Annotated in this window: 14 protein-coding genes; 9 read left to right on the top strand and 5 right to left on the bottom strand. The window is 32.3% G+C overall.

The genetic code is table 11. From position 1 onward, the window contains the following. Positions 1 to 204: transposase (locus ACYSNW_RS11415; RefSeq protein ID WP_461744627.1), on the bottom strand; the 204-nt coding region annotated here is incomplete at its 3' end. Between the two features lie 84 nt (positions 205 to 288). Here ACYSNW_RS11415 and ACYSNW_RS11410 point away from each other — a divergent pair. From ACYSNW_RS11410 to ACYSNW_RS11395, 4 genes are all read left to right on the top strand, one after another. Further along, positions 289 to 474 (top strand): WxL protein host-binding domain-containing protein, encoded by a 186-nt coding sequence (locus ACYSNW_RS11410; RefSeq protein ID WP_461744626.1) that lies wholly within the window; start codon positions 289 to 291, stop codon positions 472 to 474. A gap of 422 nt (positions 475 to 896) precedes the next feature. Beyond that, on the top strand, positions 897 to 1,301 hold the full coding sequence (locus ACYSNW_RS11405; RefSeq protein WP_461744625.1) for a hypothetical protein: 405 nt from the start codon (positions 897 to 899) through the stop codon (positions 1,299 to 1,301). A 1-nt stretch (position 1,302) separates the two neighbouring features. Further along, positions 1,303 to 1,887 carry a signal peptidase I gene (lepB, locus tag ACYSNW_RS11400; protein WP_461744624.1) on the top strand — a complete coding sequence of 195 codons (585 nt, stop codon included), beginning with the start codon at positions 1,303 to 1,305 and terminating at the stop codon, positions 1,885 to 1,887. A gap of 87 nt (positions 1,888 to 1,974) precedes the next feature. Then, positions 1,975 to 2,646: a winged helix-turn-helix domain-containing protein gene (locus tag ACYSNW_RS11395; protein WP_461744623.1), complete on the top strand. Its 672-nt coding sequence runs from the start codon at positions 1,975 to 1,977 to the stop codon at positions 2,644 to 2,646. 124 nt (positions 2,647 to 2,770) lie between these two features. On the opposite strand, the gene ACYSNW_RS11390 is transcribed toward ACYSNW_RS11395, so the two are convergent. From ACYSNW_RS11390 to ACYSNW_RS11375, 4 genes are all read right to left on the bottom strand, one after another. Then, positions 2,771 to 4,021 (bottom strand): hypothetical protein, encoded by a 1,251-nt coding sequence (locus ACYSNW_RS11390; RefSeq protein WP_461744622.1) that lies wholly within the window; start codon positions 4,019 to 4,021, stop codon positions 2,771 to 2,773. Positions 4,022 to 4,035: 14 nt separating this feature from the next. Further along, a complete protein-coding gene (locus ACYSNW_RS11385) occupies positions 4,036 to 5,367 on the bottom strand; it encodes a GHKL domain-containing protein (RefSeq protein ID WP_461744621.1) in 1,332 nt (443 codons plus the stop codon). Between the two features lie 37 nt (positions 5,368 to 5,404). Beyond that, positions 5,405 to 6,115 (bottom strand): GHKL domain-containing protein, encoded by a 711-nt coding sequence (locus tag ACYSNW_RS11380; RefSeq protein ID WP_461744620.1) that lies wholly within the window; start codon positions 6,113 to 6,115, stop codon positions 5,405 to 5,407. A gap of 798 nt (positions 6,116 to 6,913) precedes the next feature. After that, entirely contained in the window at positions 6,914 to 7,654 is a 741-nt protein-coding gene (locus ACYSNW_RS11375) for a LytR/AlgR family response regulator transcription factor (protein ID WP_461744619.1), read from the bottom strand. 715 nt (positions 7,655 to 8,369) lie between these two features. On the opposite strand from ACYSNW_RS11375, the gene ACYSNW_RS11370 reads away from it, so the two are divergent. The 5 genes from ACYSNW_RS11370 (at position 8,370) to ACYSNW_RS11350 (ending at position 16,903) form a co-directional block, all read left to right on the top strand. Continuing rightward, entirely contained in the window at positions 8,370 to 12,098 is a 3,729-nt protein-coding gene (locus tag ACYSNW_RS11370) for a prealbumin-like fold domain-containing protein (protein ID WP_461744618.1), read from the top strand. Next, the gene (locus ACYSNW_RS11365; RefSeq protein WP_461744617.1) at positions 12,085 to 13,992 is read left to right on the top strand and encodes a SpaH/EbpB family LPXTG-anchored major pilin; all 1,908 of its coding nucleotides are present in this window, start codon (positions 12,085 to 12,087) and stop codon (positions 13,990 to 13,992) included. The genes ACYSNW_RS11370 and ACYSNW_RS11365 overlap by 14 nt, the downstream gene beginning before the upstream one ends. A 729-nt stretch (positions 13,993 to 14,721) precedes the next feature. After that, complete coding sequence (locus ACYSNW_RS11360) at positions 14,722 to 15,516, top strand: TIGR00282 family metallophosphoesterase (protein ID WP_461744616.1); 795 nt, start codon at positions 14,722 to 14,724, stop codon at positions 15,514 to 15,516. Positions 15,517 to 15,931: 415 nt separating this feature from the next. Then, positions 15,932 to 16,159, top strand: a complete 228-nt coding sequence (locus ACYSNW_RS11355) for a hypothetical protein (RefSeq protein ID WP_461744615.1) — start codon at positions 15,932 to 15,934, stop codon at positions 16,157 to 16,159. A 375-nt stretch (positions 16,160 to 16,534) separates the two neighbouring features. Continuing rightward, on the top strand, positions 16,535 to 16,903 hold the full coding sequence (locus tag ACYSNW_RS11350; RefSeq protein ID WP_461744614.1) for a YlbF/YmcA family competence regulator: 369 nt from the start codon (positions 16,535 to 16,537) through the stop codon (positions 16,901 to 16,903). The last annotated feature ends 2 nt before the right edge of the window (positions 16,904 to 16,905 follow it).

Raw genomic sequence — 16,905 nt, 5'->3', positions numbered from 1 at the left:
TTGTTTAATCTGACGAGCCGTGAGCATTGTATCGTCATCGATTTTAACTTCAGAGTATTGTTTCACCCATCGAGCGACAGAAGATAGGGCAATACGATATTCGTTAGCTAATGCGTTTTGTGATTTTTCACTTTCATAAAGTTTTACGATTGATTTTTTAAATTCCTCATCAAACTTTCGCTTTGTTTTACGTTTATCTATCATAATCAAAAAGTCCTTTCTTAAATAGTGTCTAATTTATTAATAGTATAACAAAAAAGCTGTCTACTTTATTAGTATACATGCATAATGACTTTTCCAGTAAGTATGCAAGGAGAATCTATGGTTTCGGGAGAGTATACTGCAAAAATTTTAGTAAAAGGGGATAATGGAATCAATGAAAATTGGATTGAAGATTTCACGATAACTAAAGAAGAAGCAGATAAATATAATGAACGAGATATTGGCCTTTATGAAGAGAAAACGACCAACTAGAAATTGATTGCACTAATCGTTGATGGCACTCTAGCATTGATTGCTATCGTATACATAGTCATTTCTAAAATGCGTAAGGTAAAGTCGGATAAGAAAAAACAAAACATTCGTAAAAAGAAAAAAGCTACAAAATCTAAACAAATAAAATAGGGTGTTTTACATATAGAAATGATCGAAATGATTTTTTTGGGATTGATTTCAGCTGCCTTGATCTTTACGATAATTTCCCTTTTTTATGGAGTAAATTTTTTCAGGATTGGGAAAAAACTTAATCGCTTAAAAAAGCGAAGAGTGAAAAATAAAAAGAAAAAAAACGTTTGAAAAGAGAAATGTTTTCTTTAAGAAAGCAAAAAAAGAGAATGGGTAAATTTTTCTTCATTTGTTTAGTCCTGGGAATTTTTCTATTAGGTGGGTATATTTACTTGAAAGATTACATGAGTAAAAATTTATCTCAAGAGGATATGAAAATACTGATGCGAGCGTACTTTTTGATTAGGGATTATGATGCAGAATTAAAAAATACGAAAGACTCTGTTGGAGAAGCAGAAGAAATTTCGAAAAATTTAGCTGATATGTCGAATAAAATGTCTTCTTACATGGTGGAAACGCCAAGTGATTTAATTTCTGCTGATGGGCAACGTTTGTTGAACAGATATTATAAAAATATATCAGAATTAGGTGTTAATACAGTTCCTTTAAATAAATTGTTTTATGGGAATGCTGAAGGTGCAGATGAATACATTGCCAATATTGAAAATATCAAACAGAAGGAAAAGGATCTTTTTGATTACTTCAAAATTGACGAAAGTAGAATAAAGGAGAAATAATTTGACGCAGAAGAAAAAAGCTAATTCTAGAAAAAGAAAATTGAAAAAGAGTGCGAGTATTTCAGTGCCTCAATTAATGGTTTCTATCCTAATTGGTTTTATAGCCATGATTCTTCTGCTGCTGTTCTTTTTCAGACTGACCATTATTAGTAATAGCGCAATGACACCAACACTTGAAAAAAATGCTGTTATTTTGGTAAAAAAAAGAGTCAAAACACTTCGAAGATTTGATTTGGTTACTTGTCGAGCTGAAGGAAAAACATTTACTTTAAGGGTTATTGGTTTGCCAGAAGAGGTTATTTTTTATCATGACGACAGGTTGTATGTCAATGGGGAGCCAATCGATGAAAAATTTATTGTTGATGAAATCAATCAAACGAACAAGAAAAATGAATTCTATACAGCGTCGTTCTCGATGAATCTATTTGGAGATATCAATACCATTCCGAAAGGGTGCTATCTATTGCTCGGGGACAATAGAATGTACGGAAATGATAGTAGATATTTTGGCTTAGTGGCAGAAAATGAAATAAATGGGATTGTATTAGCTAGACTATTCCCCGTTAATGAATACCAACTTTTTTAACTATTTAAATTAGTAGAGAACAGTTAAACACGAAATGTTTTTTGTTTAATTTACATGAAAAAAATTTTATCAAAAGGAGAGTGAAATATGCATAAGCTTGGGATTTTATCTGAGTCATCCACTGCTTTAACAACGTTATTTCAATTAGAGGGGTATAATACATTCATTATTAAAGATAAGAATCATAGTTTAGATTTAGATGGGATCGTTCTTAATTTGGATAATGAAAATCGATTAGCGCAAACAATCGATTGGCTATTATATTTAAAGGATTATCCTAAAGTTTTTGTTTGGGTACTGACTCCTAATTTATCCAAAAAGGAAGAAGAAACAAAAATTTTTTTAGAATTAGGAGCAAATGATGTTTTATCAGAAGACAATGAATTAGAAAAACTGATGTATACAATCAAAAATACCTTTAGACGCATTCGGAAAATAGAAAAAGGGCAAAAGATTTCTGTGAACCAATTGTTGAATGAAAAAAATCGATCAATCGATATTAATGGCGATGATATTCAATTAACACCATTGGAATATAAAATGGTGTCTTTATTAGTTAGTGAAATAAACAGCACCCACACGTATGAGAGTATTTTTCAAATGATTTGGGGCGATGGAGCAATTGAATTGTCCGAACAAAAGTTTAGAGTATCTAATGTTATTTTTCATTTAAGGAATAAAGTGAAAGACAGTAGACAAATTGAAATTGTAACGACTCATGGAATTGGCTATAAAGTAGCCGAATTAGAAAACTTTTAGTCGTTCTGATAAGTAGAAATGAACGAATTTAACTAAATAAACCGCAAATCACGAAAATAGTCTCGTGATTTGCGGTTTATTTAGTTAAGAGAAGCTCTGAAATCAAAATCAGGTGACTAATGAATTAACGAGCTATTTCTAGCTGATGATAGATTTCTTGATTGTTAATTTTTTGAGAGTACGTTATTTTAGGATCATCTGAAGTAAATGATGCCACGTGAGGTGTTTTTTGATCGATATTGATCCCAGAGTAACAAAAACAAAGGGTCTGTTTCTTTGTTTGAATTTGTAATTTAGCTGTATCTGAATTTAGGTTTTGTGCGACATGATGGAGATAGTCGCGAATCACTGATGGATTTTCTACTAGCACATTGATTTCATGTTCAATTACTAAAGAAAGACTATCATCAAATATAGCTATAAAATCTAGAATCACTTTCCGAAGCTCTAAATTAGTTATTTTTCGCAACATCTGTAGTTGTTGTAAGTGTGCTTCGGTATTTTCCTGAATGGACAATAGATGTGTCTCGATATAGCGACTAGCTGCTTCTGGTTCATCTACTTCAGCATAGGCATAAACAGCTGCAATCATATTTTTATAATCATGTTGGATTTTTCGCAAATCTTTTTGTATGGTTTCTAAGTAATGAGTATACGTATTTTGCTCAGATATTTGTGCCTGAACGTGTTCTATTTGCTGTTTGGACTGAATTTCTTTTAAAGCAAGGATCAGTATGGTCACAAGAAATAAAAGACCAGCATTTATAATTATTGACGAGGTGTTGTTTGTACGATAGATAATATAAGCTAATGAATGGCTAAATTGATACATTAAGAAAAAGATAAATGAAAAAATAGAATAATTTGCTAGTGAATAAAGTTGTTTTACAATAGTTTTATTTTTCAAAAAATACAAAGAGGTTAGCTGAATAATTATAGTGATCAATGGAATGATACAGTTATATAGAAAAAAAATCGTTATTGACTTGGAGAGCGATTGCTCAAAATATCCTACTGGAATAAATAGTAACCAACTAATAAATTGATACAATGTAACTTGAAAAGTTAAAAGAAATAGTACCGAAGTCTTCTTTAAATTGTGGAATAAAAAGGAAATCAAAAGGAATAACATTAGTGAATCTAAAAAATTCACGATTGGGTAAGTCCAACTACGAATATGATGATAACGAACAATGTCAGCATAAGTTAAAAGAGAAAGAATCAAAGAAGATCCCAGAGCATAGATGAATACAGCGATTAAAATTTGTGGTCGTGTTTTTTGTTTTCCGAGTAATATAGTGCAAATGTAAATAACGGTAAATGGAAAAAGACAATTGTTTAGAAAATTCCCAAAAAATAATTGTATTAATGACATATCGTAACTCCTTTTTATAAGTTTTTTATTTTTAAGATTTGAATAAATTGCTGTTGTTCAATCCGAGTATCTTGAAATACATTATGGTAGTTACTAATGATCTGACGTAAATTGCTCAAGCCTAAACCACGATTTTCACCTTTAGTAGAAAAGCCTTCTTGCCATATTTGATGTAAGATAGGTTGTTTTCTAAAAGAATTTTTCACTATAATTGTAACGATTCCATTTTCTTTGAGGAGTAATAACGTAAGGGTATTTTGTTCTGCATGAATCGACTCTTCGATTGCATTATCTAATAAAATACCGATACAACGCAAAATATCGGAGGTTTCCATTGCAATGGCATCAATAGGTTCTTGGACTTCGACGAATAAATTCAGCCCTTTTTTTTCAGCCTCCATGATTTTTGTCAAAACCAAACCTTTAAGTTCGATAAATTCAATTTTCCCTAGTTGATTGATTTGTTTTAAATGTTGAGATACGGTTTGATCGACTTGGATCACTTCTTGCTTGATTGTTTGCTTAATAGCTAAGGTATCTTTCTCCAGCGATCGTTGATAAAGTTGTTCGATAATTTTTTTGTAATTTTGGTGTATCATTTGAATTTCTTTTTGTGTTTTTTCCAAATGCTCTGAGTAAACGACTTGTTGCTGAAAAATTTCTTTAGAAGCAGTTAACTGAACTTTTTTAGTAATAGAATAAACGAGGTAACTAATGATCAGTACGAATGAAAAATAGCAAATCAAGAGAACGAGACTATGTTCGGCGTAAACCGTACCTAGGAAACTATCTGCAATAAGGTAAAGGAAAATAATAATGAGTGATAATCGATTTTGGTCAAATAAACTGTTTAAATATTTATGTAGCTTTAATTTCTGGAAAAGTTTGATTATCTGCAAAAAGAGTATAAAAACTATGCTATAAAAAAAGAGATAGAATAAAGGCATTGAAAAAGTAAATATTCGATCATAAAGTGTTGAAGAGATGATGAAAACAGTAGTTAAATGATGAATCGTTCCATAAATCATTTCAGATATGCAAAACAATAACAGCAGATGTATAATTGATGTTTTCCGGAAAATAAGTTTGATAAAAAATAAATAGACGATACAAACTACTAGATTGATCACTAATTGAATCCATCCTTCAAAATGACCTAATTGTTCAATTTGTTGAATCGTTAGTAATGAACAGAAAATGCCTGCCGAAGTTCCAGCTAAGACAATCAACGCTATTTTTTTAAAAAATAACATCGTTGAAGTAAAAAAATGTTGCCCAAGGTAGCAATAACTTAGAAAATTCATTATCATTCCAAAACTATTTAATAAGACGGCGGTAAAAAACATAGTAAAATTCTCCTTTTATGCTATTAAGAACAGGTATTTATTGCTCAATCATAAGTCTTTGAACAAACTGATCTTGTTCGATTTGAGTGTCTATGAATACATTTTGATAGTGATTGATAATTTGTCTTAAATTACTTAATCCTAGCCCCCGATTGCTTCCTTTAGTGGAGTACCCTTCTTGCCAAATTTTATTCAGATTTGGTGACTTCTTAAATGGATTTTTGACAATGATCGTAATCATTGATGGCTCTTTATAGAGGACTAAAGTTAAAGCTTGCTGAGTTGAATTGGCGCTTTCTTCAATGGCGTTATCGATTAAAATGCCGAGACAACATAGGATATCAGGCGTCTCCATAGCGATGAAATGAATCGTTTCTGGAACCTCAATAAAAAGTTCAATGTCTTGTTTTTCTGCCGTCATGATTTTTGTTAAAATTAATCCTTTAAGTTCAACAAATTCAATTTTCACTAGTTGATTGGTTTGTTTTAAGTTATGAAAAATAGTTTGGTCGATGTTAAGTAAATCATCATGAATTGTTTGTTTGATGATGGAAGTATCGTTGACCAAAGAGGCTTGATAAAGCTTGTTAACAATACTTTTGTATCTTTGGTGAATCGTACGAATTTCTTTTTGGACTTTTTCTAAGTGATCCGAGTATATCGCTTGTTGTTCCAACTGTTTTTGGGCAATCCTAAGTCGGCTTTCTTGTGTAATCGAAAAAAATAGGTAACTACTAAATAAAATCAAGATAAAGTAGCTACTAAAAGCGGTAAAAAGGACTATAAGGCTTGCAGAAGAAGATAAATCAACCCAGGTATCAATAATGAAAAAAGACAAAATAATAATAAAGGATAGTTTGCGATAGACGAACAAATTTTTTATGTATATATCTATATGGCATGTTTTTAACAACTTGAGTATGAAAAAAGAAACAATTAAAACGACGCTGTTTGAAATCAGGTTTGCTAAAGGCATTGAAAAAGCTAACAAGTGAGAATATAGAGTTGAAGCTCTTAAAAGAAAGAGAACAAATAAATCTATGCTTTTCAACATCATTTCAAAAATACAAAACAACAATAGCAATCTAAAAAGCGAAATGTTTGGAAAAAGTAAGTGATTAGTTAATAGATAACCAATTATGTAAAAGCTAGTAGCAACAACTAAGAGTCTAGAATCTCGTATATAACCAAATTGATTGATTTGTTGAATGGACAGTAAGGTAGAGCTAAAACTAACCAAAATTCCTGATAAAATCGTCAGGGAGATTGGTTTGACAGGCGGATATCTTGGGGTGAGAAATAGCAAATTAATATAATAATGAACACCATATAAACTTATAAAAGTTATGCTGTTGACTAAAAATAAGGATAAAAACATAATTATCACCTCCTGTTAAGTAGTGGTTTGAATCTCTTGTTGAAAAATAATGTTACTGAAATCCATCTTTATAAAAGACCTCATCTGTCTCATACAAGCTACATGTTCTTTTGATTTGTAACAAAATTTTGGGGAAATTCGGCTATTACTATAATTTTCAAGTATGTCCTAATTAAAATACTCCTTTAGCAATTTTTTTCCTTTTCTAGAAATTAGACATGTATCCTCATTAATCATTTCCAAATTAGATTGTTGATAGTTCACGTGTTTTATTTTTTTTAAATGAACTAAGTAAGAGCGATGAATTTTACAAAATTCATCGCCTAGTTCATCTGCAATTTTTTGAAGATTTCCGCGAAACTCTATTAATCTATTTTCTGCACATAATTTTAAAAAATGAGGACGATCAGCTGTTTCAAAATAATAAATATCTTTGACAGGAATTTGTTGAATGGTATCCCCTAATTTGACGGTAAAATAACTATCAAGTGATCCTTGCTCGTGTTCTATTAATTGATGGATATCATCTAAGCATTCGTGAATCATACGAATCAGTCGTTCAGGGTTGTCTTTTGTTAGATAATTTAGCGCTTCCAATCGATACTTGAATGTTTCAAAAATCAATTCTTCGTGAGTCGTTACAAAGATAAAAAAACCACGGGGATCTAAAGCACGTAATTCCTTAGCTAGAAGAAACCCATCGTAATCTGAATGCTGTAAGTCTACATCCAAAAAATAAATGCTTCGTAAATTCTTTTCTTGTTTTCTATGCTGCAGCAAAGCTTTTGGATCATTAGAAGCGAAGACGATAGCCATATCATAATCAGCAATCATAATATAGGATTCAATTATTTTTTGTATAAAAGATAACGTTTCAGAGTGGTCTTCGCATAAATAAATTGGAATCATCATTTCCACCTCGATATATGCTACTAAAAGTATATCATTGAAGGGAACGTGTGACTATAAGTTTTTAAAAAATACAAAACGTGTATTTAATAGTCAGATTTTATTAACTATGGATGGTTAGAATCAATTTCCTATAGCTCAGTGTGAGGTAGTTTTGATTGAGTAATGAGTTTTGGAAGGCTGAATAAGTTTTTAATGATTCTCAGTTATAACAGGATATATTCGTAAATAGTGTTTCGCGAATAGGAATTTTTTTTATTTAGTAGTTGTTAATTCGGATGGCGAATAGTTGTTGATTTCTTTTAAACAATAGTGTAATAAAGGGATGGCTAATCTCCACTATTAGAACTATTTTTTATCGGTTTTGATTTATATAATAAAAGTAAAAATGGAAGCGATGTTATTTTTAAACTTTGTTTTAATTTAAAAAATAACAATGGTTTTTAATTAATAATATATTAGAAATATCAAAATACACTATTTTATATTGAAAAAATAATGTATTTTAGTTAATGTGACAAAACTTTCACATAGTAAAGTAACGTAGAGTTTTTATTTTATTAATAATCGTTAAGATTGTTTTGTTTTTTTAAAATGATATGATTGAAAAATTTTCATTGAAGGAATGGAAAAATAAAGCACAAAGATTTCCGAGTATATCATTCTTATGTTTAGTTGTTTATGATCCGTTGTCTAAGTGAAGGAGGCAGAATATTTGAATAAAAAAAAATCTTATTTAGCAGCTGTATTAATTATGACGGCCGCGATTCTCTATTTTTTTTGCTCTGATGGTTTATTGCAAGCAAAGTCGGATTTCCGTGGAAATCATGATCTATTCTTTTCAGTCATAGATTCTGACGAATCGATAAATGAGCTTGCGATTATGGAGCAGGAAAAAATTGAAGTTAAATTACATAATACAAATCAAGAACTCAATGAAGTGGGAATTACGATACCAGATGAGTTGAATTTCGATTTAGTTGAAACTCAAAAATTAATTGAACAAGTATTTCCAACTTTAGAGAAAAAGGACGGTATTGTAAGTGTTGATGGAAATAAAATAAAACTTCAATTTTCTCATCCAGAAATCAATCTGGAATCAATTCCGTTAGTTTTTTCTGCCAAACAATTTTCGAGTGAATCACAAAATAGCTCCAAGTTAATTGCGACAGCAAATCTTGGTGGAAAAGAGTATCAATCACAAGAGGTTGAATTGGTTATCCCTAAAAACAACAATGAACACACGATTCAGCCTCGAGCGGGCGATTTGAATGTTGATTTACATCTTGAATCGGTCTACAGTTCAATTGAAGCTGGAGCCGATGGGATTTTTCAATTGAATTTTAAAGTAACAGGAAGCCAAGCTAGTTATCAAGATGCGACAATAGAAGTAAAATTACCAGATAATGCACTATTTGATCAGGATATTGAACAGTTAAAATTAGCAGATGTCACTCCTACATATGATGAACAAACTCATGCCTTAAGTTATTTTTTTAAAGAACTAAATTCAGGTGTTTCTTTTACACAATTATTTAAAGTTCAGACTGAAAATGGATTTGTGAAAAATGGCACTAAATTAAAAGCCTCAGCAGAATTTAAAGCGCCTAATTATTTTGAGAATACATATACAGAAGCAATGATTACCGTTGCTTCGGGCTTGACGATGTCAGCTAATAAAGAATATGTACGTACATATTATAGTAATGGTGTTGAAAATGATGAAGTACCTCAAGAAGGAAATATTGGGGAATGGCAAGTTCGAGTAAATATTCCAAAGAAGGATACCGGTCAGCTTTACATTCAAGAAGAATCGCAAATCATAATCACGGATCAATTGCCAAAAGGCTTAGCTTATGTAGAGGGATCTACGGATGGAACATATGATGCGAAAAATCATACGTTGACTTGGCTATTTGATGCTCCTGATTTAGAAGAGCAGGAACGTATGACTACCGAATTATTTACCAGTGATTTTACAGTTCGGACAAAATTTCCAGATAAACTAACCAAAATTGAAAGTTATACCAATAATTTATCGGTATCTGTAGTTGATATAAATGGAGAAACGATTGAAGAGCAAGCTTCGGCTGCTGCGACTGTTTTTCCTCCATCAAGTAATGTGATACCGCCTGTAAATGGGACATTATTATACCCAACACATTTTGGTCCTTTAAATGGAAAAGGGGATATAAGTAATGATACTTCGAAACCTAATCCCAACCCTACAGTATATAATTCAGCAACATTAGGTTTTTCGTTTGAATCAACACCAATGCAAGCGGATAGTCCAAATAAACCGTTTGATAGTTATGATGTCACTTACAAAATCGATGACCACTTAGATTTGAAAAACATATACTTACAAAGACCACGATATGCACCGAATTATACTTACTATAGTAATAATTTGAATCAGACATTATCTGATAGTGCTGCGCAGATGGAGCTTTATGGAATGATTAATGGCAAAGAGCAACTATTAATCAAAAATCCTGAATCTTTAAAATATTATAATTTAGAAGAATTAGGTATAGATGAGCACATTAGTCAATTGAGATTTCATTATACATATCGTGCGGCAGGAACTGGTCAATCTGTTCGTATGCGTTACAGTATTCAAGAAGGGTATTTTGGACAAGTGAAGAATTCCTATGGGTTTAATTACACTGGATATAACAAAAATGGTACAAAAGTATCTCAATCACAAAGTGTAAATGGAACGCCAATCAGTCAGTACGCAGCTGCGAGAACAGCGAATGTTATTAAAGCGCCTACTGATAATAGTATTCCGATTGTTTCCAACACGATTAATTATGAAACGGAAGAAAATGGAACAGTTATAAGTGGTCCTAATCGAGTTCATGGGACTTTTAAAAGCGATCCTAGTTCATTAGTTACAGTTAAGGGTTCTTTTGACACCTATGTCTTATTATCACAAGGTGTTAAACTGGATACCGAAAATCCTGACGGTTTCTTTAGTTTGTATAATGGGTGGACACCTATCGATGAAACAGAAATTAAGGGAACTGTTTCAATCAAAGATGAAAATTATTTAGGACAAGAACGGCAACTGCTTCATGTTCATTGGGATTATGATACATTGGATGCAAATGATACGTTGACCTACAATTTTAACATTAATGTTGGTGATGATGCATCGTCACTACTCATGCCGGAAGCCTATAGTTTTTTGGGAAATGCAACGTTCAAAGTACCAACAAGTACTGGAAATTCAATCACTGATTCAGTAATCCAAAATGATATCAATGATATAAATGGTAATGGTGTTAAAAATGAAAAAATGGTCAAAACAGGGAATCAGTATTATTTAGCGAATGCTAGTGGTGTCGTTATCCAAGAATTAGTCAAAGGGGAGCTAGACGAAGATTTTTCTATGTTTGGCCATACCGTATTGGATGGGGATATTCACTATCGTTTTGAATTTACCAATAAAGGAACAAATAAAATCTCGACCATGACGTTGATGAATGTACTACCGTCCGTTGGAGACCTAGGAATCACAGATAATCAACCCTTAGATAGTATGTTTACACCGTTGATGAAAGGTCCAATTGACCTACCAGATGAATGGGACGACAAAGTAGAAGTTTACTACAGTGAAGCAATGAACCCAAAACGTGATGATTTGAATGATAGTGTCAATTATCCATCAACGACTCAACCAATTCCAAATCCAGTAGGTGCACAAGATCCGAAATGGATGAAAGAAAATGATGTCGACAAGTGGGAAGAAATTCATAGTTTCATGATCAAAATGAAACAAGGTGAGTCTTGGGAAGCTACTGAAACGATGACGTTGGATTTTGATATGAAAGCGCCGGATAAATTGGATAAAGAGTTGATTGATCCATCGCTTCCAGAATATGATCGAGCTGCTTGGAACTCATTTGCTTTTACTGTCAATGGTCTTCAAGCGGTTGAACCAAGTAAAGTTGGGGTCGTTGTAAATAATGAATTTAATTTACAGATGATTAAAGAAGACGATGAGGAAAGTAGTAAACGATTAGCTGGCGCAGAATTTACGTTTTTCGATCAAGAAAAAACAGAATTGGATACGCAAACGACGAATGAACAAGGTGAGCTTCAGTTTATGGGAATTGCACCAGGGACATACTATATTCAAGAAACGAAAGCACCGCCGTTTTATGAGTTGAATCCTACAGTTTATGAAGTTGAAATCAACAATAAAGGCGAAATCACGCTGAAAAATCCAGATGAGTTTGTCAAACAAACAGAAAATGCAAACGAAGAAGCACAAATCAAGCTGGTAGTATCTAACCGATTGAAGAGACTGCCTAATACAGGTAGTAAAAAGTTGATTACTTTGTTAATCGGAGGAGTCCTACTAGTAGCAGTTGGAATTGGTTATTTAATAAAACGAAATCAAGAAAGAGGAAGATCACATAATGAAACAAAATAGAAAAATTTTATCTGTCGCTATGGTTCTCTCGATATTTTTAGGAACACTGAGTGTCCTTTTGGGAACTACGCTTTCAGCGTCCGCGGCACCGAAAAATGCACCAGAAACATCTAATGTGATTGTACATAAATTACAGTACAAAGATGATGCACCAGTGACTATTGTTAATGATGGAACAGAATTAGAGTTACCTGATGGCGTGGAAAATTATGATCCAGCTAAATATGGTGAAGTAAGTTTTAGCTTAGTGGACATCACTGATTATAGTAAAAATAAATCAGAAGACGATATTCAAACAGAATTAAATGAGTTAGAACAAACAGGTTATCAAGGTTGGATTTCTGCTAATGGCACATTAGTTGCTCAAGAAACTGTAAATGCTAACGGAATTGCGACTTTTAACGATGTTCCGGCAAAAAATGCAGACGGAAGTCACCATGTATATACAGTGTTAGAAACAAAAAGCCCAGCTGGATTAGTGAAAAAAATCGCACAGCCAATTATCATTTCGTTACCGATGACTAATAAAGATGGCGACGGCTTTTTAACAGATGTGAATCTATATCCGAAAAACCAAGTCCAAGAATTAACGTTGACGTTAACCAAGTATGCAGATGAAATCAAAGCAGGACAAGAATTATCAGGTGTTGAATTTGATTTGTATTCCGGGAAAGCAGGAACAGGAACAAAAGTCAATGACGTGCCTTTAGTAACAAATGAGCAAGGACAATTGACCGTTACAGGATTAACAATTGGTAGCTACTATTTAGTGGAAACCAAAGCACCAGATGGGTATGTGATCCACGCGAATGCCCAAAATAATGCTAATAATAAATTAACCTTTGAAATCACTGAAGCAGGAATCGATTCTGATGCGTTGAAAATCGATTTTGTAAACTTTAAGAAACCAGTAAGTGAAAAAACGGTTGAAAATGGAACAGCATCTGGAACAAATAATAGTAGTTTTGAAATAGGCGATAAAGTTGCTTATAAAAATACCATAGATGTACCGAAAGATATTGCGGGTAGTCAATTTGTAAGTATTGATGGTGAAACAGTCACGACACAAAATTATACAGTATTTAACTATACCGATATCGGTGGTAAAGGATTAACGTACAATGGTAATGAAAATAGTGTGGTTGTAACAGGTGAAGAAGGTAAAAGCTTAATACTGGGTACAGACTATACGTATGAAGCACAACCAAATGGGTTTAAAATCGACTTTATTTTAGCAGATGGTAAAGTAAGTCGTAATGTAGAAGATTTAGCAGGTAAAAAAATCTATATCGATTACCAAATGACGATTAATGAAGAAGCAAAAGATGTGATTTCAAGCGGTAACGGGATTGATAACAGTTATGATTTGACTTGGAACAACAATCCAAAAGGTGACGTTGATGATGAGCATATCACAGGAAAAGTTCCAGTTTATACAGGTGGGGCGAAATTTGTCAAAGAAGACAGTAAAACACAAGACCGTTTAGCTGGTGCGAAATTTGTTTTAATCAATGCTAAAGGCGAGTATTTTAATGGTTGGGTAACAAATGACCTTGGGATGAAAGAAGCGCAATGGGTTACTGAACAACCAACAACTGGAGACGGCGTTTTAACGTCAAGTGAAGACGGAACGTTTGAGATTTTTGGTTTAGCTTACGGTAGTTATTCCTTGAAAGAGATTCAAGCACCAGATGGTTATGCCTTAGCAACAAAACCTTTTGAATTTGAAATTACTGCTGATACATACAATGGCGAAATCATTGGTATTCAAAATTCGAAAAAATCTAGTTTACCAATGACTGGTTCAATTCAATTAGTAACAATGACTCTGGCAGGTATGCTTTTGCTTTTTATTGCGGGATTTTATTACAAAAAAAGATTGCAAGGAAACTAAACTCTAAATAGCAACGAGTTTAAAACAAAATTGCTAAAAGTGATAAAATCGAAAATAGACTAGTGTAAAATAACGCTCCGAATTCCTCGGTTATTTATTCTTGTTTTTATTCCAAGAATAAATAATTAGAGGTTTTTTTATTTTGCTATCACGAATCTGCTTGGTCTTGCTAGAAATATTAATAAAAAAATATTATATTGCATCTCGTTAATGATATAAAAAAATATTATATCTAGTGTTATTTTTAATGGAGTGGTTATTTTAAAAATAACAAAAGTTTTTAATTAACGGAAAATTAGAAAAGTCATAAAACACTATTTTTAGTTGTTTTAATAATGTATTTTAGTTAAGTGTATAGAGTTTTTTGTTTTTAAAAGTAACGATGATTAATTAAGTTGGATAGACGTTGTTAACATAAGCACAGAATCCTATCATCAATAAACTGAAAGTAATAAAATCAAAAAAACAAGAACTTCAGACGTAAGAATAGTTAAGTAAAATTGAGTGGACGTTTCATAAAATATGTAATGATTTTATGGAATGTCTGTTTTTTTCTTTAGGTGTACTACGAAATAATTATTTTTTGAATAGTCAATTTAAACAGTTTAGCGGATAAGTTGGAGGAACGGTAGATTTTGAGCTGCTGTCTTTTCTGAAAAAGTGGTGCTTTTCATTATTGAAGAAAACCTCTATAATAACAGTAAACTTGAAAAGAGAAGAGGAAATCGTTTGCGTATATTATTTATTGGTGATGTAGTCGGTTCGCTAGGGCGTGAAACACTGGCTACCTATTTACCAAAAATGAAACAAAAATTTCATCCCCAAGTAACCATTGTTAATGGTGAAAACGCAGCAGCTGGAAGAGGGATTACGGAAAAAATTTATAAAACATTCCTGCAAAATGGCGTTGACGTTGTTACTTTGGGCAATCATTCGTGGGATAATAAGGATATTTTTAACTTTATTGGTGATGCTAAGAAAATGATTCGACCCGCTAATTTTCCCGAAGGAACGCCAGGACAAGGCCTTGTATTTGTAAAAGTGAACCAATTGGAATTAGCAATCATTAATTTACAAGGACGAGTATTTATGAATGATTTAGATGATCCTTTCAAAAAAGCTGAATTACTCATAACCGAAGCTAAAAAACGAACCCCATTGATTTTTGTCGATTTTCATGCAGAAACAACGAGTGAAAAACAAGCGATGGGCTGGTTTTTGGATGGCCAAGTCAGTGCGGTCGTAGGAACCCATACCCATGTACAAACCAATGATGCTCGTATCTTGCCAGCAGGAACGGCCTATTTAACAGATGTGGGAATGACGGGACCGTATGATGGCATTTTAGGAATGAAACGGGGCCCCGTCATTGATAAATTTTTGACAGCTTTACCTAAGCGTTTTGAAGTTGTAGAAGAAGGTAGAAGTATTTTGTCTGGTTGCTTGATTGAAATTGATGATACTACAGGGCAAGCTAAACAGATTGAACCGATTCAAATCAGTGAAGATCGACCATTCGAGTAAAAAAATAAAAACCACTAATCATGAAATTTTTTTAATTTTATAATTAGTGGTTTTTAGTATAGTTGGAGATTAAAAACGATTAAATAATTCGAATGTTCAGGGACTTAGCTGAAATTAAGAAAGAAAATTTTAGGTTACCTCAAATTTGAAGAACACCAAGTAAGAATCATTCAATATCAAAAGGAAATTTTTCGTGTTTCTTGTCATTTTCGTAAATTCCTTCTTATTACGATAAATCATGAAGAACGTAGTGAATTAATGAGGCATCGTACCTACTTGGAGCTGGACACTTTTTTTTAAAATTAACAAAATAAACTTTTTAGATGAATTTATTCATTTTTAACAAAAAAATCTTGAGCAGATAGCTATTTATTATATAATGTATAATAGGAATAGTTTATTGGAGGGGTTAAAAATGGAACAGTCGAAACTAAATTCATTGTTTTCTTTGACGAAAACTTCACAAATGATTTATGAAAAAATACCTGAACAAAAAATCATTAAAATCTATTCTTTGGATGAAAACGAATTGGTTAATGGTGTGCTTGAATTTGATATCAATCATACGAATAAATTATCAAAGAAAATCAATCAAAAAGGACTACGTTTTGTATCCACTGAAGATTATTTTAATGAAAAATGACGTATTTTAAAGTAAGAGAAGTAAATGAGTGTTGAGTAGAAAATATTTTTGTTTCATTTAGAAAATTGAGAGCCAAAGAGTAAAAAGTGGTTGATTTTGAAACATTTCTCTAATCATTTTCAGCACGAATCATTGTGAATCTTATCCAGAGAATTGTTTGTAGATCAGCTTTTTTTACCTCGTTTAGTAAGTTTTGTCGATGAAACAAATATTTTTTTTATTTTTACCTTATTTATATTTTGTGACAGATCATTTTAACATGAAAAAGTGTTGTTTTAGTTGTTGGTCTCTGCTGTGTTGTACCTAAAAAAAGTATGTTAAAATAGGCATAGCCGCTGATAGGTGAATTTCGAGAAAATGAAGGTGTGAATAATTATGGAACCATCTATTGTTGATGAAGAGATAAACAAAGAATTGTCCCGTTTATTATCACTTATTGGTGAAGATGAGGTTATTATACGTTACAAAGAATTAGAGAAGAAGATCAAAGAAAATGAAAAATTGACGAAGTTAGTGGAAGAAATCAAAGCAGCCCAAAAAGATGCGGTTCAGTTTGCGCATTATGGGAAACCAGAAGCAGAGAAAGAGGCTATTTCAAGAGCCGATGCTTTGACTCAGCAATTTGATGATCATCCACTAGTGATTGCTTATAGAGAACAGTTGATTGAAGCGAATGACTTATTACAATATATAACAGATAGAATTCAGTACCGCATAAATGAAGAGCTAGAAAAGGAAGGATAGTA

This window comes from Enterococcus sp. LJL99 (assembly GCF_054871725.1).
This window is presented reverse-complemented; position numbering and strand designations above follow the sequence as displayed.

Coding starts and splice junctions, on each gene's coding strand:
- ACYSNW_RS11395 (WP_461744623.1), top strand. CDS start 1,975: ATGCATAAGCTTGGGATTTTATCTGAGTCATCCACTGCTTTAACAACG.
- ACYSNW_RS11350 (WP_461744614.1), top strand. CDS start 16,535: ATGGAACCATCTATTGTTGATGAAGAGATAAACAAAGAATTGTCCCGT.
- ACYSNW_RS11385 (WP_461744621.1), bottom strand. CDS start 5,367: ATGTTTTTTACCGCCGTCTTATTAAATAGTTTTGGAATGATAATGAAT.
- ACYSNW_RS11365 (WP_461744617.1), top strand. CDS start 12,085: ATGAAACAAAATAGAAAAATTTTATCTGTCGCTATGGTTCTCTCGATA.
- ACYSNW_RS11375 (WP_461744619.1), bottom strand. CDS start 7,654: ATGATTCCAATTTATTTATGCGAAGACCACTCTGAAACGTTATCTTTT.
- ACYSNW_RS11390 (WP_461744622.1), bottom strand. CDS start 4,021: ATGTCATTAATACAATTATTTTTTGGGAATTTTCTAAACAATTGTCTT.
- ACYSNW_RS11355 (WP_461744615.1), top strand. CDS start 15,932: ATGGAACAGTCGAAACTAAATTCATTGTTTTCTTTGACGAAAACTTCA.
- ACYSNW_RS11410 (WP_461744626.1), top strand. CDS start 289: ATGACTTTTCCAGTAAGTATGCAAGGAGAATCTATGGTTTCGGGAGAG.